Genomic DNA, 22,314 nt, shown 5'->3' on the forward strand with positions numbered 1-22,314 from the left:
AAGAATCGTCGCCGTCGGAGTCTCAGGCGTCCTCGTAGAGCCCCTCGACCGCCTGCTCGTAGCGGGAGAGGATCGTCCGGCGCTTCTTCTTCATCGTCGGCGTCAGCAGGTCGTTCTCCTCGGTGAACTCCTCGGGGACGATCGCGAACTTCTTGATCGTCTCGTACTCCTCGAAGTCCTCGTTGACGCGATCGACCTCCGTCTGGAGCCGCTCTCGGACGGCATCGTGGTCGGCCAGTGCCTCAGGATCGTCGGGCAGGTCGATCCCCTCGGCGTCGGCCCAGCTCCGGAGGTTCTCGACGTTGGGGACCAGCAACGCGGCGACGAACTTCCGGCTGTCGCCGACGACCATGCACTGCTCGACGACGTCGCTGGCGGCGAACCCGTCCTCGATCGGCCCCGGCGCGACGTTCTTGCCCGTCGAGAGCACGAGCAGCTGTTTGGCGCGCTCGCGGAACTCGACGTACCCGTCGGGGCGCTGGTGGACGATGTCGCCGGTGCGGAACCACTTGCCGGACTCCGTCCAGTCGTGGCCCGGCGCCGGGGACGCGCCGTCGGGCAGTGCGTCGACGAACGCCTCCTCGGTCTCCTCGGGCTTGTTCCAGTACCCCTCGGCGACGTTCGGGCCGCGGACGAGCAGCTCGCCGACCTGCCCCTCGTCCTCGGGGAACTGCCCGTCGGGCACCGTGGACTCGTCGATCCACACGTCCTGATCGATCGTCGGTGGGCCGATCGTTCCGACCTTCGGATCCTCCGGCGGGTTGACCGTGACCACCGGGGAGGTCTCGGTCAGCCCGTAGCCCTCGAGGATCGGCATCCCCATGCCGTGGTAGAGCGAGCAGAGCTCCGCGGAGAGACTGCCACCCCCGCTGAGCAGGAAGTCGATCTCGCCGCCCAGCGCGTCGTGGACCTTCGAGAAGACGAGCTTGTCGGCGATCGCGCGTTTGGCCCGCAGGACGATCCCGGCCGACTCGCCCTCCGCCGCCTCCGCCTCGTGGTAGGCCCGCCCGACCTCGACGGCCCACTCGAAGATCTGCTCCTTGCGCTCGGAGCTGGCGGCCTGCTCGCGGATCGCGTCGTAGATCTTCTCGTACACGCGGGGGACGCTCGTCGCGCTCGTGGGCTCGACGAGCCCGAAGTCCTCCCTGAGGGTGTCCGGCGACTCGGCGTAGGCGACGCTGCCACCGGCAGCGAAGATGACGTAGTGGCCGGCGAGGCGCTCGAAGACGTGGGCCAGCGGGAGATAGGAGACTGTCCGGGTCGTCTCGTCGAGTGCGGGCACGTCCTTGTCCGGTCGATCGCCGTACCGGGCGAGCACCTGGTTGACGTTCGCGCGGAAGTTCGAGTGGGTCAGCTGGACGCCCTTGGGCTGGCCGGTCGTCCCGGAGGTGTAGATGAGGCTACAGAGGTCGTCGAGGTCGCGACCGTCGATCCACTCCTGGTAGTCGTCCGGATGGTACCGTTCTGCGCCGCGGTCGTGGACCTCCGCGAGCGTGTAGACGTCGTCGCGCTCGCGGTGGACCGCCTCGGCGTCGAACGTCGACGCGTCGTCGCCGCCGGCTGCGCCCTGCCCCCCGGCGTCCGCGGTGGCTTCGGCCTGGCCACCGTCGGTCGCGGCGGTGCCCGAGCCGGGGCGATCCATCTGCACGATGAACTCCAGGTCGAGGTCGTCCTCCACCGCCAGGACCCGTTCGAGGTGCTCGTCGCCCTCGAGGACGACGCCCGTCGCGTCGGGGTCGGCGAGCAGGTATTCGACCTGTCGCTGGGACGACGACGGATAGACGGTCGTGACTGCGCCGCCCGCCGCCAGTACGCCGAAGTCCGTCTGCGCCCACTCCATCCGGGTGTGGGCGTAGATCGCGACGCGCTTGCCCTCCGAGACGCCGAGTTCCCGGAAGCCTGCGGCGAGATTGTGGACGACGTCCCGCATCTCGTCGTAGGAGATCGATCGGAACTCGCCCGCTGGCGCCGCCGGCATGACGGTCTCCGTGAGCGTCCGGTCGTAGACGCCGCCCTTGTAGCGCTGGGCGGGTCGGTGTTCGTTCCGGTCGGCCGATTCCTCGAACAGCTCCGGGATCGTCGTCTCCCCGATGCCCGGTCCGTCGTACTCGCGTTCCGCCTCCCGCCAATCCATATCACGAACGATCGTGGGGATCTGGCTTAAAGTCTCGTGAACAGGTACCACGATGCCCACCGTTGGTCGGGGCGCTTCGGCGGCTGTGGAGCTGTGGAACCGGGGATCGAGGAGCCGAGAAACCGGAGAAACGGGGAACCCGGGCAGCGCTACTCGTCGCCAGCGCCGTGGCGCACGAACACCGCGACGCCGGTGTCGAAATCCGTCATCGCCGCCGGGGAGAGCTCCGCGCGGCCCACACCGAGCACCTCGGGAGTCCCGCCGTCGTCGTAGACGACGACGGCCTCGTCGCCGGGGCGGAGGCCGGGATCGACCGATCGGACGAACTTCGCGAACGCGTTCCGGCCGTCGCGGACGAACTCGACGCTCTCCTCGCCGACGACGACGCGGTGTCGCGGTGCGTCGAGTCCCGCGACGAGCCGCCGACCGGCAGCGACGGAGCAGACGAAGCGGCCGTTGGTCTCCATGGTGAACAGGCGCGTGCCGTCGTCGAAACACTGCTCGACCCGGCCGGAAGCGGTCCGGGTGACCGTGATCGAGCCGACGCCGTCGCCGTCCGTCGGCGGCGCTGCGTGGCCTCCCGGCGCGAAGAGCGCGTCCGCACCGCCGCGACCGAACTGGAAGTTCGCCACGCGCCGGAGTCGGGCCAGCTCGTCGGCCGAGGGCGGCTCGTCGTCCATCGACGCTGGCTTCGAATCGGGCCGGCGAAAGCCCTTCGTTCCGCGTGGCGGTCCCTGTGGAGCGCCGAGACGAGTCGCGGCCCGCCTCCTGACAGGTGTCAGGCTGGCTCCGCGACCTCGATCTCGCCCTGGAGGTCGCGCTTGGCAGCCGGCGCGATCGTGAGTCCGGCGGCGTCGAGGCGGCGCTTGACCGTCCGCGCGAACTGCGAGCGGACCTGCACCACGTCCCTGCGGTCGGGGTCCTCGATCCAGAACTGGACGCGCGCGACGACGGCGTCGCCGCCGAACTCCTCGACGAACACCTGCGGGTCCGGCGCGTCGAGACTCGCCTCCAGCTCCACGGCCGCGGTTTCGAGCTGTGTGAGCGCCGCTTCCAGGTCGTCGTCGTAGGAGAGGCTGACGCGCTGGACGACCTGGAACCGGCCGTGGCCGAAGGGCCGGGTGACCGACTGGTTCGTCAGCAGCTCGTTGGGGACCGTCACCATCTCGCCGTCGAGCGTCTGGACCCGCGTCACCCGCAACGTGATCGAGCGGACGGTCCCCTGCCCGCCCTCCCACTCGATGTAGTCCCCGACGTTGAACTGGGGATCGAGCACGAGGACGGTGCCACTGACGAGCGAGCCGATCACCGACTGGCCGGCGACGCCGAGCGCGAGCGTCGCTGCCGCGATGACGATCGCCGAGTTGGTCAGGAAACCGGTGTAGCCCGCGACGGCCGCCCCGAGGAAGACCGCGAGCAGGAACAGGAACAGCGAGAGATAGCGCGCGATCGCCTCCTCCAGCGTCGGATTGTTGCGATTCCGGTTGCGGACGATCCGCGTGACGGCCGGCACGAGCAGGTACCAGCCCGGAACCACCACGAGCAGGAAGGCTCCACAGAACCAGCCTGCGCGCACGAGCAGCGACCAGCGGTCGGTGAGCGCGTCGAGGCCGACGTCCGCGAACTGCGTACCGATCTGGATCACGAACGCGAGGAACGTGGCTGCCATGTCCAGGGCTGACGACTGCCAGGCAGAAAAGCGCGGGCGTCGGCGATCCGAGCGCGACCGGCACTCCACCGCCGAGTCTCAACGTTCAAGGCCGTCGGCGACCGAGCCGCGGCCATGACAGTCGTCGCGCTGCTGGCCGAGCCGCCGCGTCCGGGGCACGTCCTGACAGACCTCGTCGAAGCGGACGTCTGCACCGCCGAGGCTGCCGCCGACCTCTACGCCGCGATGATCCAGGACACGGTCGTGGCAGTCACCCGCAGCGGCGGCGAGCTGCTCGTCAATTACCCCGATCCGGACGCGTTCGAGGGAGACGTCGATCCCGAGGCCGCACTCCGAGAGGTCGTTGGTGGCGTTCGCGACGACGTCGACGACGTGCGCTTCGAAGTCCAGGTCGGGTCGACGGAGTCCGCGCGGGTCGGCAACACGATCACGCACCTCCTGCAGGAGGACGGCGTCGACACCGCTGCGATGCTCCGGCCCGAAACGCCGCTCGCGGGCCGCACCGCGATCGACGCAGCGGCGATGAAGCTCCGCAGCGATCCCGTCGTGATCGGCCCGGCGCCCGGCGGCCGCGTCTACTACGCCGGCTTCGGCGAGCCGATCGACTTCGAGGACGCGCTCGACCACCCCGCCGTCGAGACGCTCACGGACTGCGCGAACGACGCCGGGCTCGGGACGAACTTCGAGGCGATGCAGCCGCTCCTCCAGACCGCCGCGGACGTCGAGGATCTGCTGCCGATGCTCCGGGCGCGGATGCGCGCCGGCGGGCTGGTGCCGGAAGCGACGGCGGACGTGGTGTCGGAGCTGGGCCTCGGCGTGGAGTGAGTCGTCTGGACCGACAGGAATTACTGGCAGGCAGTGGAATCGACTGGTAGGTGGGGTGGCAGAGCGGCCCAACGCGCCTGCCTTGAGAGCAGGTGTCTTCACGGACTCATGGGTTCAAATCCCATCCCCACCGTCGTTCTCCGAGATCTATCGACGAGCGGAGCGAGTCGATCGGCGAGGAGAACGACAGGCGCTAGCAATTGTGAGCTTCGAAGAGCCCTGCCTCACCCCGCTCGGCAGGACACCGTCAGACTTGCTTCGCTCGACTGACAAGCCTTAGCGCGCTAGCGACGCTTGTTCACTGTGAGGACTGCACCCTCCACCAACGACAGACCTCGCTACCGGCCCGCTGAAAACGCCCCATAGAACTCGTGTTTGCTGATGAGGTACGCGAGGAGACCGAGGCCGACGAGCGCGTTCGAGAGATTATCGGCGCTGCCACGCGCGACGAGGGAGAATCGCCAGAGCGTACTCCCGGCGAGAGCGACGAGTGCCAGCCACCACCCGACGGCGCTTCCAGTGTACAACAGGTACACGAGAACCAGCACGCTCACGGCGACGGGTATCGCGATCGCAGCGATCGCTCCGGTACCGAATGCCGCCGTAACGAACCAGAGGACGCTGTACAGGGTCAACAGCAGGCAGAGAATGACGATCCCGGCAGGCGTCCGCGAACGAGCGTTCCCCGCCTGCGTGGAGTCCGACGCCGCCATGCGCGACGGTTGCGTGCAAGCTCCCATAAGCGTACCTCGCCGCACTCGAAACCCCCTTCCGACGCAGCCCCAAACGCTCGCCCGATGCCAACAGACGGCGACGCAGTCCCCGACTTTACTGCACCGCTCGCGACAGGTGACGTCGAGACGTTCTCCCTCACCGAGGCGCTGGAGGACGGCCCGGTCGTGCTGGCCTTCTTCCCGGGCGCGTTCACGAGCGTCTGCAGCCACGAGATCGAGGCCTTCGACGACCGGCTCGATCAGTTCGAGGCGGCGGGCGCACAGGTCGTCGGCGTCAGCCGGGACTCGCCGTTCTCGCTGAACGCCTTCCGCGACGATCTCGGCGTCGACGTCGACCTCGCGAGCGACCTGAACCGCGAGATCGTCGACGACTACGGGATTCCGATGGACTTCGCGGAGCTGGGCGTCGAGGGCGTCGCCAAGCGCTCGGTGTTCGTCGTCGACCAGGACGGCGAGGTCGCCTACGAGTGGGTCTCGGACGATCCCGGCGTCGAGCCCGACTACGACGAGGTGCTCGCGGCGGTCGAAGCCCTGGACTGACGACGGGCGCGGGCGCTACGTCCGATCGCGGAGAAGTACTGCCGGCGGCGGAAGCTGGTGGTCGCTGCCCTTTTGCGGCTTCCGGCCGCACGTCTACTATGAGCGAACAGGCAGCCACCGGTGACGGCGGCCACGTGTACGATCCCGACGCCGACCACTCCTTCCCGGACGAGCGCGTCAACGAGGTGCTGGCACTGGTGAACGAGGACGAGGAGGTACAGGCGTATCTCGAGGCCCAGAACGTCAATCCCGTAAAGCGCAAGCGGTACAACGATCACGGGCGCAAACACGTCGAGATCGTCCGCCACCGCGCGCTCTGTCTCTACGACCTGCTGAAGGAGGCCGGCGTCGAGTTCAACGGCGCGGCCGACCAGGGCCTGGAGGAGGCCGACGAGGCGGTGATCGTCGCGCTCGCGGCGACGCTCCACGACATCGGCCACGTCGTCCATCGCGACGACCATCCTTACTACTCGATCCCGCTGGCGGCGGACATCCTCGACGAGATCCTCCCGCAGTTCTACGACGTCGGGGACGCCGTTCGCGTCAAGGGCGAGACCCTGCACGCGATCCTCTGTCACCACATCGAGGAGGAGCCGTTGACCCTCGAGGCGGGCGTCATTCGCGTCGCCGACGCGCTGGACATGGAGCGGGGGCGCTCGCGGATCCCCTACGAGACCGGCGGTCGCGGGATCAACACGATCTCTAGCCAGGCGATCAAGCAAGTGTCACTCATGCCCGGCGATGACGCCGCGGTCATGGTCGAGATCCAGATGACCAACGCGGCGGGCGTCTTCCAGGTCGACAATCTCCTGAAGGCGAAGCTGCAGGACTCCGGGCTCGAGGAGTACGTCCGGATCGTCGCGATCAACGCGAAGGAGGACACGGACGACCAGCTCGTCGAACGGATCGAACTCTGAGGAACGCGCTGGGAACGACCGGCGGGGCAGTCTCGACCCGGGAGTCACCACTGCCCGAAGACGTACTGGAGACCGCCGATCACGAGACCCGTCGTGAGCGCCTGCAACACGAGCAGCTCCGCGCTCACGACGAGCCCGGCGACGAGCACGCCGACGACTGCGCAGATCCCGAGCAACAGCGCGTGAGCGCCGCGGGAGAGACCGCGAATCCACCGGTCGACGCGACGGTAGTACTGTTTCACGGCGATCGGATGAACCGACCGCGTCCGTCTGGAAAAAGCCACCGCAGTGGAGCGCTCAGAGCGGCAGGTCGACGCCGACAGGAGCCCGCTCGACCCGATCGCGCCCGTCGTTCAGGCGGGCGAGTACACCGAACCACTCCCGTCGCGATCGACCTCGACGACGCCGGTCTCGACGAGCGAGTCCAGCACGCCGTAGAGCGTGAGTCGGGGCTCGCCCAGGCGGTCCTGGAGCTCGGCCACGGACGCCCGGCCCTGTTCGGCCAGGGAGAGGTAGACCAGTTTGGCTGTCGGCGACTCGATCTCGGAACGCAACGCGCTGCGTGCCTCGGATTCCACGACTGCCATCACTACTCCCGTCGACTACTTCGACGATATTAAAACTCCTGCACGTCGATCGTCGAAATCGATAGACGGCGACGGATTGTCGGTGCGATTCGGCGGTGAGCGTGGGCCGTTGCCCGCCGGAGAACCCGGCGGCGGCGCCGCGTTCGACGGAGCACGACGTGAATTCCACCGATCGTCGAACCTGGTGAGGAGATCCGTCGTCCAGTGGACGACAGGGTCCAGAGGGCCTCACGTCGTTCGCGTCGAGGGAGCAACGCGCGTTCTTCGCTTCGACGGCTCGCGTCGCTCGCCGTCGCAGCGAAATACCGGCAGAATCGCTTCGCACTGCTGACGAGTTTTCGGCTCGAAGCCTCGCTACGCTGAGTTTCTTCGGCGAAGACACCGAAAAACTCCCTGCGGTCGGTTTTCGAGCGTTTGCTTCGTCGTCTGCGGCTTACGCCGCCGCCTCCTCCGCAAACACGTCGTCGTACTCGCCAGCGTCGATCTTCTCCTTGAACTCACGAGGGTTCTCGCCCTCGATCGTGACGCCCAGCGAGGTGCAGGTCCCGACGACCTCCTTCGAGGCGTTCTTCAGATCGTAGGCCAGCAGGTCGGGGAGCTTCTGCTCGGCGATCTGCTTGACCTGTTCGACGGAGATGTCGGCGACGAACTCCGACTGCGGAGTGCCCGAGCCGGTCTCGAAGCCGGCCTCGTCCTTCACGAGCTCGGCGGTCGGCGGAACGCCGACCCCGATCTCGAAGGAGCCGTCGTCGTCGTACTCGACGGTGACGGGGACTTCGGTGCCGTCGAAGGCCTCGGTCTGGTCGTTGATCTCCTGCACGACCGCTTGCACGTCGACCGGCGTCGGGCCGAGTTCGGGCCCGAGCGGCGGTCCCGGATTCGCCTGGCCGCCAGGGACCAGTACGTCGATAGTTCCAGCCATGCACGGGAAAACCGGCCTCCGGGAGTTAAGGGTTGCTTTTTCCCAATCAGCTTCAAGAACACCTCGTCGGGTGCCAGATCGCTCAAAATCAGCTGTGGAACGAGATGAACCTGTCTGCCGTACTCCTTGTGTGAAAAGGAGATGTTCTTGTGTGAGTCCGTCCTCCAGCTAGCGCGGCTGGGCTCGGTCAGGAGTTGAGTAGAGGCCTCCATTTGGGCAGGGGCTCAAACTCAGAGAGATCCAGGAGCGATCAAAGGGAGAGGAGAATCGGGTGTCGGTGTATCGGACGTGACATCAGTTCTGGCAAAATTGTTATTGTGATTGGATTTATGGATTGTCAACATGCACCTTGGGGAGCTATTCGAAGCCGACTGGAACTCGTATGAACAGAAGCGCTTCTTAAACGACGATACAAGGTCAAAACCGACTCGTTCGATCAGAGGACTTTCTGGAGTTGGCTCGATTCTGGAGAGAATCGATCGATCATAGCCATAAATCGTTCCCGCTGTCGATGTTCAACGGGTCAGACGTTTTAGAGATAGAAACGCTAACTGCAGCGCTCGAAGCTGAATTTTCCTAATCACTTTCGCAGATTACGACGGCAGAGGAGTTCGAGTCGGTGCTCGCAGCCACAGTCGAGAAAGCGATCAAAGCGGACGTCGACGTTCGCGGCGCGTGGGAGTTCCAGACGCGAGGATCCACGCACGACTGGAAGGTCGAGATCGTCGAACTCGCCCGAGAGATCGACGAGGTGTGAGGGGTCGCGGTGAGTCAGCGGAGCGCCGAACGGCGCCGCACTCCCCCGGTTGGACGGGGCCCCTCCACGACCGGAAACCTTTGAGGCTCGCTCCCGATACACACGCAGTATGCCCGATCCCTTCGTCGTGATCGGCGGCGACGCCGCCGGCCTCTCCGCCGCGAGCAAGTGCAAACGCGAGGCGCCCGAGCGGGACGTGATCGTCTTCGAGCGCGGCGACTGGATCTCCTACGCCCACTGTGGCACGCCCTACTTCGTGAAGGGCGAAGTGGAGCGACTCACCGATCTGCTCTCGCTCTCGCCTGCCGACGCCGCGGAACGTGGCATCGACCTCCGGCGCGAGCACGAGGTCACGGCCGTCGACGCGGACGCAGGGACCGTGGCGGTTCGCGGCCCCGACGGCGCGTTCGAGCAGCCCTACGACGAGCTACTGCTCGCGACCGGCGCCCACGCCGTCACCGACCCGATCCCCGGCGCGTCGCTCGACGCCGCGTTCTCGCTCCACGGGCTCCCCGACGCCGCGGCGATCCGGGCGACGCTCGCCGATCCCGACGCGTTCACCGTCGCGGACCTCGGCGGCGACCCCTACCTCGACGAAGCGCGTGCCGCGGAGTACGGCGACCTGGCGCCGCCGGAGACCGTCGCCATCGTCGGCGGCGGCTACGTCGGCATCGAGATGGCCGAGGCCTTCGACGCCCACGGGCTCGACGTGCACCTCTTCCAGCGCGGGGACGCCCTCGTGCCGCAGTTCGGCGACGCCGTTGCGGAGGAGGTGGCCGACGCACTCCGCGCTAACGACGTCACGCTCCACCTCGGAACCGAGGTCGAGCGGCTGACCGGAACGGACGGGCGGGTGAGCGGGCTGCGCTGTGGCGACGGCAGCACGCTCGCCATCGAGGCCGCCCTGCTCGGCATCGGCATCGCCCCGAACGTCGGGCCGGTGGCCGACACCGACGTCGAACTCGGGGACTCGGGCGCGGTCCGAACGGACGAGTACGGCCGGACCAGCGTCGACGACGTCTACGCGGCGGGCGACTGCGCGGAGATGACCCACGTCGTCGCTGACGGGGACGAGTGGGTGCCGCTGGGGCTCACGGCGAACCGCGCCGGGCGAGCGATCGGCGCGACGGTCGCCGGCGAGCTGACCGAGGTCGGCGGGATCGCCGGAACGGCGATGCTCAAGGCGTTCGACCTGGAGTGTGGCCGCTCGGGGATCGTCGATCACGATCGGGCACGGGCCGCCGGCTTCGACCCGGTCTCGGAGACGATCACCGCCGGCTCGCGCTCGGGCTACTACCCCGGCGCGGAGGAGACGGTCGTCACGCTCGTCGCCGATCGCGAGAGCGGGCGGCTCCTCGGCGGCACGATCGCCGGCGAGGATCGCGCCGCGATCCGGATCGACACGATCGCGACGGCGCTGGAGGCCGACCTGACGGTCGGCGAGGTAGAGCGGCTCGACCTGGGCTATGCACCGCCGTTTAGCCCGGTCTGGGACCCGGTACTGGTGGCGGCGAAGGTGCTCGCGGGGAAGCTGTGACGGACCGCCAACGGAGCAATCGGCCGCGTCAGTACTCCTCGATCGGCGTGAACTCCCCCGTGATATCCCACTCGTGGATGCAGTAGGGGTCGCCGACCTGCTTTTCGTCGTCCTCGTCCGCGGCGATCCGCCACACGCGGTCGGACTGGTCCCAGTACTCCTCGCGGCCGCAGCGCTCGCAGGTGCGATCTTCGGGGGTCCGGAGCCTCGTGCCCATAGGTGGAGATTCACACGGCCGGGCATAAGCGTCTCGCCACGCAGAGCAGCGGCCCCCTCCGCACGGGCCGAACGTTTCAGGCCACCGACGGAAGAAATATTTGCGCGGGGGTCCAGACCACTGCCATGGCGGAAACCCGCGTCTTCGTGTCCCACGCGACGGCGGATCTCGACGCTGCGCAGAACCTGCTGTCCTCGGTCCGGAATCTCCCGCTGACGGTCGCACTCGCGGGCGAGGAGGTCGAGCCCGGACGCGCCCGGCGCAATCTCGAGGGCCAGCTCCGGAACAGCGACCTCGTGATCGTCTTGCTGACCGACGACGCGGCCGACGATTACTGGGTGAACCAGGAGCTCGGCTACGCGAAGGCCAAGGGGCTCCCGATCATCCCGATCGTCGAGGACGACGACTATCTCCGGGGCTACGTCGAGGGCACCGACGGCGTGCAGTACGACGCAGAGAACCCCGAGGTGACGGTGTTCAACCTCCTCAGCCGGCTGCGCTCGGAGCTCGAACCCATCGGCACGCTCTCCAGCCCGAACTGGTACGTCGCCTTCCCCTGCAACAACGGCCAGTGCAACGCCGAAGTCCAGCTCGAGATTGATCGGCTCCAGAAGGACCTCTGGCAACGCTTCGAGCACGGCAAGCTCCTGCGCGCGGAGTGCCCGGAGTGTGGCGCCGGCTACGAGTTCAATCCCGCGACGCTCGGGTTCGTTCGCAGCGTGGCGCCGCAGGCCGAAGAGAAAGCAGAGTAGTCTGTGGTAGGTGGCGTTTCGAGATCGATCGCCTCGTCAGCGACAGCGAACCGCTCGGAAGCCCCCTCCCGCTGGACCGTTCTATCTCGCTGTCGCCGAAAGATGCACCGCGTCTTTCGAGATGACGAGAGAGCCCCGCTCTCTCGAACCATGCGCTTCCCTCGCTCCCGCTGGTCGCTCGGTCCAGTGCTTGTTTCCGAAAAGCTCGCTGGCGTTCGCTGACGAAGTAAGGACCGCAGGCTGAGCGAACGATGTGAGCGAAGCCGAGGACCACAGCGAGTCAGCGGACGCCAACGGGAGGGGGCTTCCGAGGTGGCAGCTGCTGCGGTAGCTACTGCGAGGCCACAACCCCACAAACGTCCAGACGAACCCGCTCGGATCGAGCCACGCGGTCCCTCGTTTCGGTGGCGTTAACTGCGCTCGGGGGAGAATCCCGCACACGCTTACGATGAAACTTCACGAATTCCAGGCGAAGGAGCTCTTCGCCGACGCCGGGATCCCGACGCCGGATTCCCAGCTCGCGTCGACGCCCGACGAGGTCGTCGCAGCTGCCGACGAAATCGGCTATCCCGTCGCGGTGAAGGCCCAGGTGCAGGTCGGTGGCCGCGGGAAGGCCGGCGGCATCGAGCTCGTCGAGAACGCCGAGGAGGCCCGCGCGGCAGCGGAGTCCATCATCGGGATGGACCTCAAGGGCATCCACGTCGACCGCGTGCTCGTCGAGGAAGCCGTCGACTTCGTCAACGAGCTCTACGTCGGCGTGACGATGGACCGCGGCGAGGGCAAGCCCGTCGCGATGGTCTCGACGCGCGGCGGCGTGAACATCGAGGAGGTCGCCGAGGAGGATCCCGACGCGATCGTCCGCGAGCACGTCGACCCCGCCTTCGGCATGCATCCCTACCAGGCCCGGAAGGCCGCCTTCGAGGCCGGCGTCGATCGCGAGATCGCGACCGACGTAGCGAGCGTCCTCCAGACGCTCTACCAGCTCTGGGACGACAACGACGGCGCCGACGCCGAGATCAACCCGCTGATGGTCACGAGCGACGACGACGTGATCGCCGCGGACGCCGTCTTCAACGTCGACGAGGACGCCCTGTTCCGCCAGCCGAAGATCGCCGAGTACGAGGAGGACACGAAGAGCGACGATCCCCTCGAGCAGAAGGCCGACGAGTACGACTTCGACTACGTCCGCCTCGACGGCAACGTCGGCATCATCGGCAACGGCGCCGGGCTGGTCATGACGACGCTCGACCTCGTCGACCACTACGGCGGCAAGCCCGCGAACTTCCTCGACGTCGGTGGCGGCGCGAAGGCCGACCGGATCGCCAACGCGCTCGACATGGTGTTCTCCGACGACAACGTCGACGCCGTCGTGTTCAACATCTTCGGCGGCATCACCCGCGGCGACGAGGTCGCCCGCGGTATCAACGAGGCGCTGGGGCAGTTCGACGAGATCCCCAAGCCCGTCGTCGTCCGCCTCGCGGGCACGAACTGGGAGGAGGGCATGGAGATCCTCGACGAGAGCCTCGTCACCGTCGAGCAGACGCTCGAGGACGCCGTCCAGCGCTCCGTCGAGTACGCCCAGGAGGTGGAAGCATGAGCGTGTTCGTCGACGACGATACGAAGGTCATCGTCCAGGGGATCACCGGCGGCGAAGGGAAGTTCCACGCCGGCCAGATGATCGAGTACGGCACCAACGTCGTTGCCGGCGCCGTCCCCGGCCGCGGCGGCCAGGAGGTCCACGGCGTCCCCGTCTACGACACCGTCGACCAGGCCGCGAAGGAGGAGGACGCCGACGCCTCCGTCATCTTCGTCCCGCCCGCGTTCGCGGGCGACGCGATCATGGAGGCCCTCGACGCGCCGATCGACCTCGCGGTCGCGATCACCGAGGGCGTTCCGACCCAGGATATGGCACGGGTCCGCAAGCGCCTCACCGAGGTCGAGACGAACCTCATCGGCCCGAACTGTCCGGGGATCATCACCCCCGGCGAGTCGAAGCTCGGCATTCTCCCGGGCAACATCTTCTCCTCGGGGAACGTCGGGCTCGTCTCCCGTTCGGGGACGCTCACCTACCAGGTCGTGGACAACCTCACCGAGCGCGGGCTCGGCCAGTCCACCGCGATTGGCATCGGCGGCGACCCGATCATCGGGACGACGTTCGTCGACGCCCTCGAGGCGTTCGAGGCCGACCCCGAGACCCACGCCGTCGTGATGTGCGGCGAGATCGGCGGCGAGGACGAGGAGCAGGCCGCCGACTACATCGGCCAGTACATGGACACGCCGGTCGTCGGATTCATCGCGGGCCGCACGGCACCGCCGGGCAAGCGGATGGGCCACGCTGGCGCCATCGTCTCCGGCAGCGGCACGGGCACCGCCCAGTCCAAGATCGACGCGCTGAACGCGGCCGGCGCGGAGGTCGGCGAGACGCCCGAGCAGGTCGCCGCAGCGATCGAAGACCTGCTGTAACGGCGCGGGATCGACCCACAATCGACGCTCGGGTGGCGTCGCGCGGCCGGTGCGTTCACCCGGTTTCTCAGTACGGGTTCGGCACCCAGTTCGACGCAGACGATCGGGTAGAGCCGACGGCAAACCATTATACGGCAGCCCGAGCAACGAAGGGAACGACAGCCGCCTCTCCATGCAAGCTCACACCGTCATTCCGGACGCGATCCGCAGCCGACTCCGCGCGAAAGTCCTCGCCCTGTGTCTCCTCGCGGGCGCACCGATCGCGGCAGTACAGGCGGGCGCCGGCTACTGGCTCCTCACGAACGCGGAGGACGGCGCCGTCGCCACCGACGATCTCTATCTCGCGTTCGCAGCGATCGGCGTGACCGTCGCACTCACGCTGGGGCTCCTCGGCGTCGTCCTCGGCCGCGGAACGAGCCGCTCCCTGAAACGGCTCACAGACCGAACCGAGTCGGTCGCCGACGGCGACGACGCGACGGAGTTCGAGACCGATCGGATCGACGAGGTCGGGGACGCCTACGCGGCGGTCGACGGCCTGCGCGACGCCACCGAGTCCCGGATCGAGTCCCTCGAGGAAGAGCGCGCGTCCGTCGAAGCGGCCCGTGAGACGCTCGCCGGCGACAACGACGCACTGCTCGCGGAGGCCGAGCGGTTCAGCGAGGTGATGGACGCGGTCGCCGACGGCGACCTGACCCAGCGCCTCGACGCCCGCACCGACCACGAGGCGATGGCCAAGATCGCGGCCTCCTGCAACCGGATGCTCTCCGAACTCGAACGCGCCGTCGTCCAGGTCAAGCGGTTCACCGACGTCGTCGACGACGCCAGCAGCGACCTCCAGGCCAGCGCCCAGGAGATCGGCGAGGCCAGCGAGTCGGTAAGTCAGGCGGTCCGGGAGATCTCGGAGGGCTCCGGCCGCCAGACCGACGACCTCCAGACCGCCGCGGGCGAGGTCCGGGAGCTCTCCGCCACGATCGAAGAGGTCGCCGCGACGACGGGGACGATCGCCGAGCAGTCCGAACGAGTCGCCGGCCTCGCCGACGACGGCGTCTCGACGGCGACCCACGCCGCCGACCAGATGCACGAGGCCGAGGAACACACCGCCGAGGTCGCCGAGACCATCGACCGCCTCAACGACGACGCGCGGCGCATCGCCGAGTCGATCGAACTGATCGACGACATCGCCCAGCAGACGAACATGCTGGCGCTCAACGCCGCGATCGAGAGCGCCCGCACCGATCGCGACGTGGCGGGGGACGACGGCGGGTTCGACGTCGTCGCCGACGAGGTCCAGGAGCTCTCCGCGGAGATCCAGGAGGCCGTCGAGGAGATCCAGGGGACGATCGCGTCGCTGCGCTCCCGTGCGACCGAGAGCGCGGTCGAGATCGAGGCCGTCGAGGGGCGGATCGCCGGCGCCACGGACGCCGTCGACGACCTCGAGGCCGAACTCGTGACCGTCACCGACCGCGTCGAGCACGTCTCCGACAGCGTCCGGGAGATCGACCGCGCGAGCAACGACCAGGCCGAGACCGTCGAGTCGCTCGCCGGGCTCATCGAACGGGTCGCGACCGTCTCCGCGGAAACCTCCCGGGAAGCCGACCGGGTCGCGGACGCCTCCGAATCGACCGCCGTCGAGATCGGCGAGGTCTCCGCGAAGGCGCGCTCGCTCGACAGTCAGGCCGACCGCCTCACCGACGTCGTCGGACAGTTCTCGGTGTCGACGCGCCAGCAGCTCTCCTCGGGCGCCGCCGCCATGCCAGCGCCGAGCGCGAGCGAGGACGGCGACGACTGACCGCACTGGGCTGGGGCGCCGCGATGGTGTGCTGTCGGACGGAGCGAATCACCGGCGTCGACACTGCTACCAGGAGATCGCGGGCTCGGCGTGATGGCGGACGCGATCCACGACGTCCGCCACCGTCGCCACGTCGTCCAGACCGGCGAACGCCAGCCACGGGAACGCCGGCCGCAGGTGGCTGGGATCCCTGCCGCGCGCGTCGGCGTGGCCACCGTGGCGGGCGAGCACGCCGGCGTCCGCGAGTTCGTAGCAGAATCGTCGGACCGTTCCCTCCGTGAGCGACGTCCGCTCGGCGATCGCGGTGGCCGCCTCCGCGACGGTCGGGTCCGGCTCGATCCGGAGCAATGCGGCGAGCACGCGACGCCGATTCTCGGGCAGCGCGAGCACGCGATCGAGATGTACTGTGGGGTCGGGAACGGCCGTGCCCGCAGCGACGAAGTGGTGCCGGTCGATCGCCGTCGCGTCCTCGTGATCGGCCAGGAGCGCGGCACCGAGCACGACCGCGAGGGCGTCGTGGGCGTTGCCCTCCCGCTGGGCCGCGACCGCCCGGAGGTCCTCGTGCTCGAAGGCGTCGGTCCGGACGGCACGGGAGCACCGCTGGGAGAGCAGGTCCGTGAGCGCGTGGTGGCGGTAGGGCTCGATCGTCAGCGACTGCTCGACGTCGACGTCCAGCGACCGCCCGATCCACGTCACCGACGTGTCGTCGGCGATCGGCGCCAGGAGCTCCCGGACTGCCTCGACGTCGAGGCTGGAGGCCTCCTCGACGTGATCGACGGCGATCACTGCCCACTGACCGTGCTGTGAGACGTGATCGGCGACGCGCTCGCGAAGGCGATCGGTGCCGACGCCGTGGGCGGGCACCTCCTCGACGCCGAGCTGGAGGAGGAGCTGCCGGTAGAATCGGAAGTCGGTGCCGGCGCGTCTGCAGTCGACGAGCGCGAACCAGCGCTCTGGCCGCCCGGCGCGGGTGCTCGTCGCGATCGAGCCGGCCGTTCCCAGCCCGTCGCCGAGGGCACGGTAGAGCGCGTAGACGACGGCGGACTTGCCGACGCCCGCCGACCCCTCGATGAGGAGCTCCGGTGGCAGCCGACCCTCGAACGCCGGCTCGACGGCGTCGAGGATCGCCTCCAACACCGGGGCGCGGCCCACGGGCTCCTCGACGTGGACCGTCGGACTCAACTCCGAGCGATCGAGGAGGATCCGGCTGTCGTCCCGGGTCCGCAGCTGCCGTCGTTCGATGCGTTCGCTGATATCCATCGTTTCGCGAGTGCTACGGGTTCGATCCCACGTTTCCAGTCGGCCGTGATGACCGTTCCGGCCGGTGGCGAACGGTCTCGTCGCCCGAACTCGCGCCGGGGCGGGTCACGCCTCGCCCTCCCCGACGAGTTTCGCCTCGAGCAGCTCGAGCGTGTGGCGAACGTCGTAGCCGGTGCCGTGTTCCATCTGCATCGCGCAGGTGGGACACTCCGTCATCCCGGTGTCGGCGTCGGCGGCCTCCATGTGCTCGAACATCTCCTCGCCGATCGCCATCGAGGTGTCGTAGTGTTTGGACTTCCAGCCGTAGGTGCCCGAGATGCCCGAACACGAGTCGCCGACGTCCTGGATCTCGACGCCGTCGACGGCGTCGCCGACCTCGAGGGCCTGTTCGGCCAGCCCCTGGTTCCGGGCGTGACACGGCGCGTGGTAGGCGATGTCGGGGAAGTCGACGTCGGTCCCGTTCGCTCCCTCCGTCGCCCCGTCGGCTTCGTCGCTCGCAGCCGCGTCCCCGCCGAGTTCGTCGCGGAGGTCCTCGTGGATGCGGAGGTACTCGACGGCGTCGTAGGTGTTCGCGGCGACCCGGTCGATGCCGTCGATGTCGAACAGCTCCGGGTACTCCTGGCGGAGCGCCATCGAACAGGAGGTACACGAGCAGACGACGTCGTACCCTTCTTCGATCAGTGCGTCGAACTCGGCGACGTTCACCTCGGCGGCCCGCCGCGCGTCGTCGAGCATCCCGTTGGCGAACATCGGCGTTCCCGAGCAGCGCTGGCGGGGCACAGCGACCTCGTACCCGAAGTCTTCGAACACGCGGACGAGCGCCTTCCCCACCTCGGGCGTGTTGTAGTTCGCGTAGTCGCCGTGGAAGTAGGCGACGCGCTTCTCTTCGCTCTGGACCTGCGCGCCGCCGCGATCGTCCCACCACGATCGGAAGGTCTCCGTGGCGAACTCGGGGAACTCCCGCTCGTCGGTGACGCCGAGCGTGCGGTCGGCGAGCCACCGGACGACGCGGTTGCCCATCATAAAGTTCGTCGTCCGTGGGAAGATCGAGCCGAGCTTGCCGAGCCGGCCGTAGTTCGAGAGGAGCTTCTTCCGGAGGTACGTGATCGAGAACTTCGAGAGTTGATCGTCGACGTACCTCCCCCGGGCGGTGTTGTGCATCTGGGAGAGCGGCACGTCCGTCGGGCAGGCGTGGTCACACCGCATGCAGTTCGAACACTTGTCGATCGAGTCGTCGATCTCCGGTGCGTCGTCCCGGGAGAGGCGCCACTGCTCGGGGCCCTGGAACTTCGGCCCGGGGAACTCGTCGTCGACCTCGGCGACGGGGCAGTTCGTGTCGCAGGTCGAGCACTTGTAGCAGCTGTCCGCGCCCGGCCGGAGATCCATCTCGTCGCTCTCGGGGAACACCTGCACCGGCTCGAAGTCGCCCTCGGTGCCGCCCGACGCCGCGTCCGGACCGGCCCCGGCTCCGCCGGTGGAGCCCGGGTCGCCAGGCGCGTCGGCGTCGATCCCGCCGTCCGTCGCCGTGGGGGCAGATCCGGCGTCGGCGTGGTCATCGCCACAGCCACAGCCGCCCTGCACATCGCGAGGGGGCTCGCCGTTCGCGGATCCGTCGGTTCGCTCGTCGGCGTGGTCGTTCCGGGATCCGGTGCCGTTCTCGGCGTCGTCGGTGTCGTCGTCTGGTGCGTGTCCGAACATGATCAGCTCCCCTCCGCTGCCGCGTTGCCCGCCGCGTAGCCGGTCGCGATCGAGACCCCGGCGCCGGAGTTCTCGGCGGCGAAGTCGTAGCCGCCCAGCACCGCGCCCGCCGCGTGGAGATTCTCGTGTGCTACCGAGCCGTCGGCGTCGAGCGGCCGCAGCTCGCGGTCGACGTCGACGCCGAAGTAGGCGAACGGGTGGTCGCCGAAGGCGTCGTCGGCGAACCACTCGTACCGGTCCGCCGGGTGTGGTACGTGACAGTCGAAGATCGGCTCGCGGACGCCGTCGCGGTCGCTATCGATCCCGCGACCGACCAGCCCGCCGGTCGCGAGCACGTAGCGCTCTGCGGCCATCGGGACGGTGGAGCCGCCCGCCGACTCGACGATCAGGTGCTCGACGCGGCCGTCCGCCGCGGCGAAGTCCACGACGGGCCGGCCGTCGGCGACCCGAACCCCGCGATCGCGCAGGGCGTCCCGGAGCTGTCCCTCCAGCCTGATGCCCGGCAGACTCGGCGGGCCGGCGGGAACCTCGAAGACGGGGACGCCGAGTCGATCGGCGAAGTCCGCCCGCACCGCGGCGGACTCCTCCTCGCCGAGGACCGCCGGGAACCCGACCCGTTCTGGGTCGAAGTCCAGATCGGCGACGGCCCGCCCGATCCGTTCGACGATCGCGGCGCGACAGGATCGGCCCTGGCTGGCGTCGGTCGTGGAGCCGCCAGCGTCCGCCGCGCCGTCGCTTCCCTTCGATCGCGGGACCTCGTCGTCCTCGAGCAACTCGGCGTAGCGCGTGGCCTTCGCGTCCGCACGGAGTTCGCCGGGGAACCGAACCGTGATCCCGGCGACGTCGAAGGGGACGCCGGCCGCCGCGAGGTTCGACGCAGCGACGGGCGCGTCGAAGTCCGTCAGCGTCTCGAACCCGACGAGCACCGCGTCGCGGTCGTCGCTGGCCAGCCCCGCCGCGGCGCTCTCGGGATACCGGGCCGTCGGCTTGGGGACGCCGCCGTGGGTCGGGACGAGCGCGTTCGCGTCGGTGTGCGCCCCCGCGTACCCCTCGACGACGTCGTCGAACGTCGCGAGGCCGTCCCGGACCGCCGTGGCCCCCACTCGCTCGTAGGGGTGGCCCTCGGGGAGGTCGGGGAGGACCGCGAACGGATCGACGATCGGCCCGCCGTCACCGGGTATGTCCTCGGGCCGGGGGTCGTCCGGAGCGCTGGTGTCGTCGGCCCGTTCCTGCCCGCCGGTCGCGGCGGCCGCCTCCGGGCCGGCGTCGGCGCTGCCCGCCGCGGACGTCGGCGGGTAGCCCAGCACGTCGATCAGCCCGCTGGCCTGCCGGAGCGTGCTCTGGTTGGCGGTGACGAGGCGCGTCTCCGCGCCCGCGTCCGCGGCGGCGATCGCGGCGAACCGGCCGGCGAGCCCGCCGCCGATCACGATCACGTCGGATTCAATCGCCATCGTTCCCCTCCGTGGAATCGCTGGGGTGGTCCGCACGTGGCAGGCCGCCGTCCGCGGCGGTTTCGCCGTCGTCGGACACGGAAGCAGCGCTCGCGTCGCCGGGTGGCCCGCTGTCGAACGCCGCGTAGTCGGGGTCGTGATCGGTCCGCGCCGGATCGCGATCGAGGTTCATCGTCGTCGCGTGGAGCGCGTAGTTGAGCGCGGCCTGAGCGAGCTGTTCGTCCCAGAGCGCGTGGCGTTCGCCCTTCCAGCGCTCCTGGAGCAGCTCATCGTGGGCCGCGCGGACGGTATCGGGCTCGTACACCGGCGCGAGCTCCGCGGCCATCCGGTGAGCGCAGATCCCGCCCTGACAGTTCCCCATCGACGCCCGCGTGCGGATGCGGACGTCGTTGAGGTCGGAGCCCGCCTCGCCGATCGCGTGCTGGAGCTCCGCGCGCGTGACGGCCTCGCACTCACAGACGACGGGGTTAGGCTCGTCGGTGCCGAGCACGTCGTCGGTTTTCGAGCCGAGTCGCTCGGCGCTCCGGCGGGCGATCGGCGAACGTAGCCCGTAGCGGTCCATCGCGTCGTCGAGCCGTCCCGAATCCTCGCTACCGGGCAGTGGGACGTCCGCGGTCCGGCAGTCGGCGGCGACGCCGAGCCTGTCGCAGACGTGGTCGCTGATCTCCTCGGCCATCGCGCGGAACGTCGTGAACTTGCCGCCGACGATGCTCGTGAACCCCTCGACGCCGTCCCGATCCGCGTGGTCGAGGAGGAAGAAATCCCGCGTGATGTCGCCGGTGTCCTGCGTGCCCGTCCCCGGTGGCTCGTAGAGCGGGCGGACGCCCCAGAACGTTCGCAGCGTGCGGGCGTCCTCGAGGATCGGTACGAGCTCGGTCAGCTGCTCGAACAGCAGATCCACCTCCCACTGCTCCTCGGGGTAGTGTTCGGGATCCTCCACGGCCTCGTCGGTCGTGCCGAGGATCGCCGTGGTCTCGTGGGGAACGAGGATGTCGGCGTCACCCTTGGGTCGACAGCGGTTGATCACGGTGTCGACCTGCCGGACGTTCGTCACCGTCATCGCACCCTTGGCGGGCTGGACGGCGACGTCGACGCCGGCCATCTCGCCGAGCTGGCCCGCCCAGGCGCCGGTCGCGTTGATCACGTGATCGGCGTGGATCGTTTCGGTCTCCGTCGGCGCGCCGTGGGTCCGCGAGCCGGTCCCGCTTTCGTGGCGGATCTCGGCGCCGACGACCTGTACACCGTCCGTGGCCGTCGGCTCGTCGACGAGCAGGTCGACGACCTCGGCGTGGGTCTCGATGCGCGCGCCGTGGTTTTCCGCGCTCTCGGCGTTGGCGACGCAGAGCCGGAACGGGTCGATCGCGCCGTCGGGGACCCGGATCGCCCGATCGACGTCCTCCGCAAGGTACGGCTCGATCTGGCGGGCCTCCTCGCCGGAGAGCACCTCCGTCGGAATGTCACACTCCCGACAACCCTCGAGCTTCTCCTCGAAGTACTCCTCCGTATCCTCGGGGCGCTTCACGAACAGGCCGCCGGTCTCCTCGACGCAGTGACTCGCGATGTCGCGGAGGATCCGATTCTCCTCGATACACTCGACGGCGCTGGCCTGGTCGGAGACAGCGTAGCGGCCGCCGCTGTGGAGCAGCCCGTGCATCCGTCCAGTGGTGCCGTGGGTCAGGTTTCCCTTCTCGACGAGCGTGACGTCGATGCCACGCATCGCGAGGTCCCGCGCGACGCCGGTGCCGGTCGATCCGCCGCCGATTACCAGAACCCCGGTGTTCGTTTCCATTCGCTACGAACAGTGTCGGCGCCCCCGCACTTTAGAGTATCGCCACCCCCAAAATAGCAGTATAGAATGGGGTCGACCGTGTTAGATACGGGCGGCGGTCGCTGACCCGCCCCGCGGCGCGGTGGCCCCGGAGGGTGCCGAACGGTCGAGGAGAATCTCACGGGATTCGCCGAGAGACTGTCAGGATTCCGAAGGAGTAGGACCGCCCAAACTTCGGTTAAACGGCGCCTACAGCAGCGTACGAGCGCCGTTGTCAGTGGGGGCGCCCGGAAG

At 68.7% G+C, this 22,314-nt stretch carries 21 protein-coding genes and 1 tRNA gene; 10 read left to right on the forward strand and 12 right to left on the reverse strand.

What is annotated here, in order from left to right:
• Positions 1 to 22: 22 nt before the first annotated feature.
• The 3 genes from ACZ5KP_RS05250 to ACZ5KP_RS05260 all read right to left on the reverse strand — a co-directional run bounded on the left by ACZ5KP_RS05250 (position 23) and on the right by ACZ5KP_RS05260 (position 3,803).
• Positions 23 to 2,134 (reverse strand): AMP-dependent synthetase/ligase, encoded by a 2,112-nt coding sequence (locus ACZ5KP_RS05250; protein ID WP_460920650.1) that lies wholly within the window; start codon positions 2,132 to 2,134, stop codon positions 23 to 25.
• Positions 2,135 to 2,283: 149 nt separating this feature from the next.
• Positions 2,284 to 2,814, reverse strand: coding sequence for a PUA domain-containing protein (locus tag ACZ5KP_RS05255; RefSeq protein WP_460920652.1), 531 nt, complete (start codon positions 2,812 to 2,814; stop codon positions 2,284 to 2,286).
• 98 nt (positions 2,815 to 2,912) lie between these two features.
• Entirely contained in the window at positions 2,913 to 3,803 is an 891-nt protein-coding gene (locus ACZ5KP_RS05260; protein WP_460920654.1) for a mechanosensitive ion channel family protein, read from the reverse strand.
• A 114-nt stretch (positions 3,804 to 3,917) separates the two neighbouring features.
• Here ACZ5KP_RS05260 and ACZ5KP_RS05265 point away from each other — a divergent pair, with 114 nt between their 5' ends.
• Positions 3,918 to 4,628 (forward strand): hypothetical protein, encoded by a 711-nt coding sequence (locus ACZ5KP_RS05265; protein ID WP_460920656.1) that lies wholly within the window; start codon positions 3,918 to 3,920, stop codon positions 4,626 to 4,628.
• Positions 4,629 to 4,677: 49 nt separating this feature from the next.
• A tRNA-Ser gene (locus ACZ5KP_RS05270) sits at positions 4,678 to 4,761 on the forward strand.
• Between the two features lie 205 nt (positions 4,762 to 4,966).
• Here the strand turns inward: ACZ5KP_RS05270 and ACZ5KP_RS05275 are convergent.
• Positions 4,967 to 5,341: a hypothetical protein gene (locus ACZ5KP_RS05275; RefSeq protein ID WP_460920658.1), complete on the reverse strand. Its 375-nt coding sequence runs from the start codon at positions 5,339 to 5,341 to the stop codon at positions 4,967 to 4,969.
• A gap of 84 nt (positions 5,342 to 5,425) precedes the next feature.
• Between ACZ5KP_RS05275 and ACZ5KP_RS05280 the strand changes: the two genes are divergently transcribed.
• Together ACZ5KP_RS05280 and ACZ5KP_RS05285 are read left to right on the forward strand one after the other, a co-directional pair.
• Positions 5,426 to 5,902, forward strand: coding sequence for a redoxin domain-containing protein (locus ACZ5KP_RS05280; RefSeq protein WP_460920660.1), 477 nt, complete (start codon positions 5,426 to 5,428; stop codon positions 5,900 to 5,902).
• Between the two features lie 98 nt (positions 5,903 to 6,000).
• Entirely contained in the window at positions 6,001 to 6,819 is an 819-nt protein-coding gene (locus ACZ5KP_RS05285; protein ID WP_460920662.1) for an HD domain-containing protein, read from the forward strand.
• 44 nt (positions 6,820 to 6,863) lie between these two features.
• On the opposite strand, the gene ACZ5KP_RS05290 is transcribed toward ACZ5KP_RS05285, so the two are convergent.
• From ACZ5KP_RS05290 to ACZ5KP_RS05300, 3 genes are all read right to left on the reverse strand, one after another.
• Positions 6,864 to 7,061, reverse strand: coding sequence for a hypothetical protein (locus ACZ5KP_RS05290; protein ID WP_460920664.1), 198 nt, complete (start codon positions 7,059 to 7,061; stop codon positions 6,864 to 6,866).
• Between the two features lie 111 nt (positions 7,062 to 7,172).
• Positions 7,173 to 7,406, reverse strand: a complete 234-nt coding sequence (locus ACZ5KP_RS05295) for a helix-turn-helix domain-containing protein (RefSeq protein ID WP_460920666.1) — start codon at positions 7,404 to 7,406, stop codon at positions 7,173 to 7,175.
• A gap of 433 nt (positions 7,407 to 7,839) precedes the next feature.
• Entirely contained in the window at positions 7,840 to 8,328 is a 489-nt protein-coding gene (locus tag ACZ5KP_RS05300; protein ID WP_460920668.1) for a 50S ribosomal protein L11, read from the reverse strand.
• 619 nt (positions 8,329 to 8,947) lie between these two features.
• Here ACZ5KP_RS05300 and ACZ5KP_RS05305 point away from each other — a divergent pair.
• Complete coding sequence (locus tag ACZ5KP_RS05305; protein ID WP_460920670.1) at positions 8,948 to 9,085, forward strand: hypothetical protein; 138 nt, start codon at positions 8,948 to 8,950, stop codon at positions 9,083 to 9,085.
• Between the two features lie 109 nt (positions 9,086 to 9,194).
• On the forward strand, positions 9,195 to 10,622 hold the full coding sequence (locus ACZ5KP_RS05310; protein ID WP_460920672.1) for an FAD-dependent oxidoreductase: 1,428 nt from the start codon (positions 9,195 to 9,197) through the stop codon (positions 10,620 to 10,622).
• 28 nt (positions 10,623 to 10,650) lie between these two features.
• On the opposite strand, the gene ACZ5KP_RS05315 is transcribed toward ACZ5KP_RS05310, so the two are convergent.
• Positions 10,651 to 10,839, reverse strand: coding sequence for an HEWD family protein (locus ACZ5KP_RS05315; protein WP_460920674.1), 189 nt, complete (start codon positions 10,837 to 10,839; stop codon positions 10,651 to 10,653).
• 125 nt (positions 10,840 to 10,964) lie between these two features.
• Here ACZ5KP_RS05315 and ACZ5KP_RS05320 point away from each other — a divergent pair, with 125 nt between their 5' ends.
• The 4 genes from ACZ5KP_RS05320 to ACZ5KP_RS05335 all read left to right on the forward strand — a co-directional run bounded on the left by ACZ5KP_RS05320 (position 10,965) and on the right by ACZ5KP_RS05335 (position 15,843).
• Positions 10,965 to 11,591: a toll/interleukin-1 receptor domain-containing protein gene (locus ACZ5KP_RS05320; RefSeq protein WP_460920676.1), complete on the forward strand. Its 627-nt coding sequence runs from the start codon at positions 10,965 to 10,967 to the stop codon at positions 11,589 to 11,591.
• A gap of 448 nt (positions 11,592 to 12,039) precedes the next feature.
• Positions 12,040 to 13,188, forward strand: coding sequence for an ADP-forming succinate--CoA ligase subunit beta (gene sucC / locus ACZ5KP_RS05325; protein WP_460920678.1), 1,149 nt, complete (start codon positions 12,040 to 12,042; stop codon positions 13,186 to 13,188).
• Positions 13,185 to 14,054 (forward strand): succinate--CoA ligase subunit alpha, encoded by an 870-nt coding sequence (sucD, locus tag ACZ5KP_RS05330; RefSeq protein WP_460920680.1) that lies wholly within the window; start codon positions 13,185 to 13,187, stop codon positions 14,052 to 14,054. The genes sucC and sucD overlap by 4 nt, the downstream gene beginning before the upstream one ends.
• Positions 14,055 to 14,226: 172 nt before the next feature.
• The gene (locus ACZ5KP_RS05335) at positions 14,227 to 15,843 is read left to right on the forward strand and encodes a methyl-accepting chemotaxis protein (RefSeq protein WP_460920682.1); all 1,617 of its coding nucleotides are present in this window, start codon (positions 14,227 to 14,229) and stop codon (positions 15,841 to 15,843) included.
• 66 nt (positions 15,844 to 15,909) lie between these two features.
• On the opposite strand, the gene ACZ5KP_RS05340 is transcribed toward ACZ5KP_RS05335, so the two are convergent.
• The 4 genes from ACZ5KP_RS05340 to glpA form a co-directional block, all read right to left on the reverse strand.
• On the reverse strand, positions 15,910 to 17,103 hold the full coding sequence (locus tag ACZ5KP_RS05340; protein WP_460920684.1) for a Cdc6/Cdc18 family protein: 1,194 nt from the start codon (positions 17,101 to 17,103) through the stop codon (positions 15,910 to 15,912).
• A gap of 105 nt (positions 17,104 to 17,208) precedes the next feature.
• Positions 17,209 to 18,801 (reverse strand): anaerobic glycerol-3-phosphate dehydrogenase subunit C, encoded by a 1,593-nt coding sequence (locus ACZ5KP_RS05345; protein WP_460920686.1) that lies wholly within the window; start codon positions 18,799 to 18,801, stop codon positions 17,209 to 17,211.
• Positions 18,802 to 18,803: 2 nt separating this feature from the next.
• A complete protein-coding gene (gene glpB, locus ACZ5KP_RS05350; RefSeq protein WP_460920688.1) occupies positions 18,804 to 20,252 on the reverse strand; it encodes a glycerol-3-phosphate dehydrogenase subunit GlpB in 1,449 nt (482 codons plus the stop codon).
• Positions 20,242 to 22,041 carry an anaerobic glycerol-3-phosphate dehydrogenase subunit GlpA gene (gene glpA, locus ACZ5KP_RS05355; protein WP_460920690.1) on the reverse strand — a complete coding sequence of 600 codons (1,800 nt, stop codon included), beginning with the start codon at positions 22,039 to 22,041 and terminating at the stop codon, positions 20,242 to 20,244. Before glpA ends, glpB begins: the two co-directional genes overlap by 11 nt.
• Positions 22,042 to 22,314: the final 273 nt, after the last annotated feature.

It is taken from the genome of Salinarchaeum chitinilyticum (genome assembly GCF_055390775.1).

What these genes read in the sequence shown, in the direction of transcription:
- ACZ5KP_RS05250 (WP_460920650.1), bottom strand. Translation starts at nt 2,134, where the DNA reads ATGGATTGGCGGGAGGCGGAACGCGAGTACGACGGACCGGGCATCGGG.
- ACZ5KP_RS05255 (WP_460920652.1), bottom strand. Translation starts at nt 2,814, where the DNA reads ATGGACGACGAGCCGCCCTCGGCCGACGAGCTGGCCCGACTCCGGCGC.
- ACZ5KP_RS05260 (WP_460920654.1), bottom strand. Translation starts at nt 3,803, where the DNA reads ATGGCAGCCACGTTCCTCGCGTTCGTGATCCAGATCGGTACGCAGTTC.
- ACZ5KP_RS05265 (WP_460920656.1), top strand. Translation starts at nt 3,918, where the DNA reads ATGACAGTCGTCGCGCTGCTGGCCGAGCCGCCGCGTCCGGGGCACGTC.
- ACZ5KP_RS05275 (WP_460920658.1), bottom strand. Translation starts at nt 5,341, where the DNA reads ATGGCGGCGTCGGACTCCACGCAGGCGGGGAACGCTCGTTCGCGGACG.
- ACZ5KP_RS05280 (WP_460920660.1), top strand. Translation starts at nt 5,426, where the DNA reads ATGCCAACAGACGGCGACGCAGTCCCCGACTTTACTGCACCGCTCGCG.
- ACZ5KP_RS05285 (WP_460920662.1), top strand. Translation starts at nt 6,001, where the DNA reads ATGAGCGAACAGGCAGCCACCGGTGACGGCGGCCACGTGTACGATCCC.
- ACZ5KP_RS05295 (WP_460920666.1), bottom strand. Translation starts at nt 7,406, where the DNA reads ATGGCAGTCGTGGAATCCGAGGCACGCAGCGCGTTGCGTTCCGAGATC.
- ACZ5KP_RS05300 (WP_460920668.1), bottom strand. Translation starts at nt 8,328, where the DNA reads ATGGCTGGAACTATCGACGTACTGGTCCCTGGCGGCCAGGCGAATCCG.
- ACZ5KP_RS05310 (WP_460920672.1), top strand. Translation starts at nt 9,195, where the DNA reads ATGCCCGATCCCTTCGTCGTGATCGGCGGCGACGCCGCCGGCCTCTCC.
- ACZ5KP_RS05315 (WP_460920674.1), bottom strand. Translation starts at nt 10,839, where the DNA reads ATGGGCACGAGGCTCCGGACCCCCGAAGATCGCACCTGCGAGCGCTGC.
- ACZ5KP_RS05320 (WP_460920676.1), top strand. Translation starts at nt 10,965, where the DNA reads ATGGCGGAAACCCGCGTCTTCGTGTCCCACGCGACGGCGGATCTCGAC.
- sucC (WP_460920678.1), top strand. Translation starts at nt 12,040, where the DNA reads ATGAAACTTCACGAATTCCAGGCGAAGGAGCTCTTCGCCGACGCCGGG.
- sucD (WP_460920680.1), top strand. Translation starts at nt 13,185, where the DNA reads ATGAGCGTGTTCGTCGACGACGATACGAAGGTCATCGTCCAGGGGATC.
- ACZ5KP_RS05335 (WP_460920682.1), top strand. Translation starts at nt 14,227, where the DNA reads ATGCAAGCTCACACCGTCATTCCGGACGCGATCCGCAGCCGACTCCGC.
- ACZ5KP_RS05340 (WP_460920684.1), bottom strand. Translation starts at nt 17,103, where the DNA reads ATGGATATCAGCGAACGCATCGAACGACGGCAGCTGCGGACCCGGGAC.
- ACZ5KP_RS05345 (WP_460920686.1), bottom strand. Translation starts at nt 18,801, where the DNA reads ATGTTCGGACACGCACCAGACGACGACACCGACGACGCCGAGAACGGC.
- glpB (WP_460920688.1), bottom strand. Translation starts at nt 20,252, where the DNA reads ATGGCGATTGAATCCGACGTGATCGTGATCGGCGGCGGGCTCGCCGGC.
- glpA (WP_460920690.1), bottom strand. Translation starts at nt 22,041, where the DNA reads ATGGAAACGAACACCGGGGTTCTGGTAATCGGCGGCGGATCGACCGGC.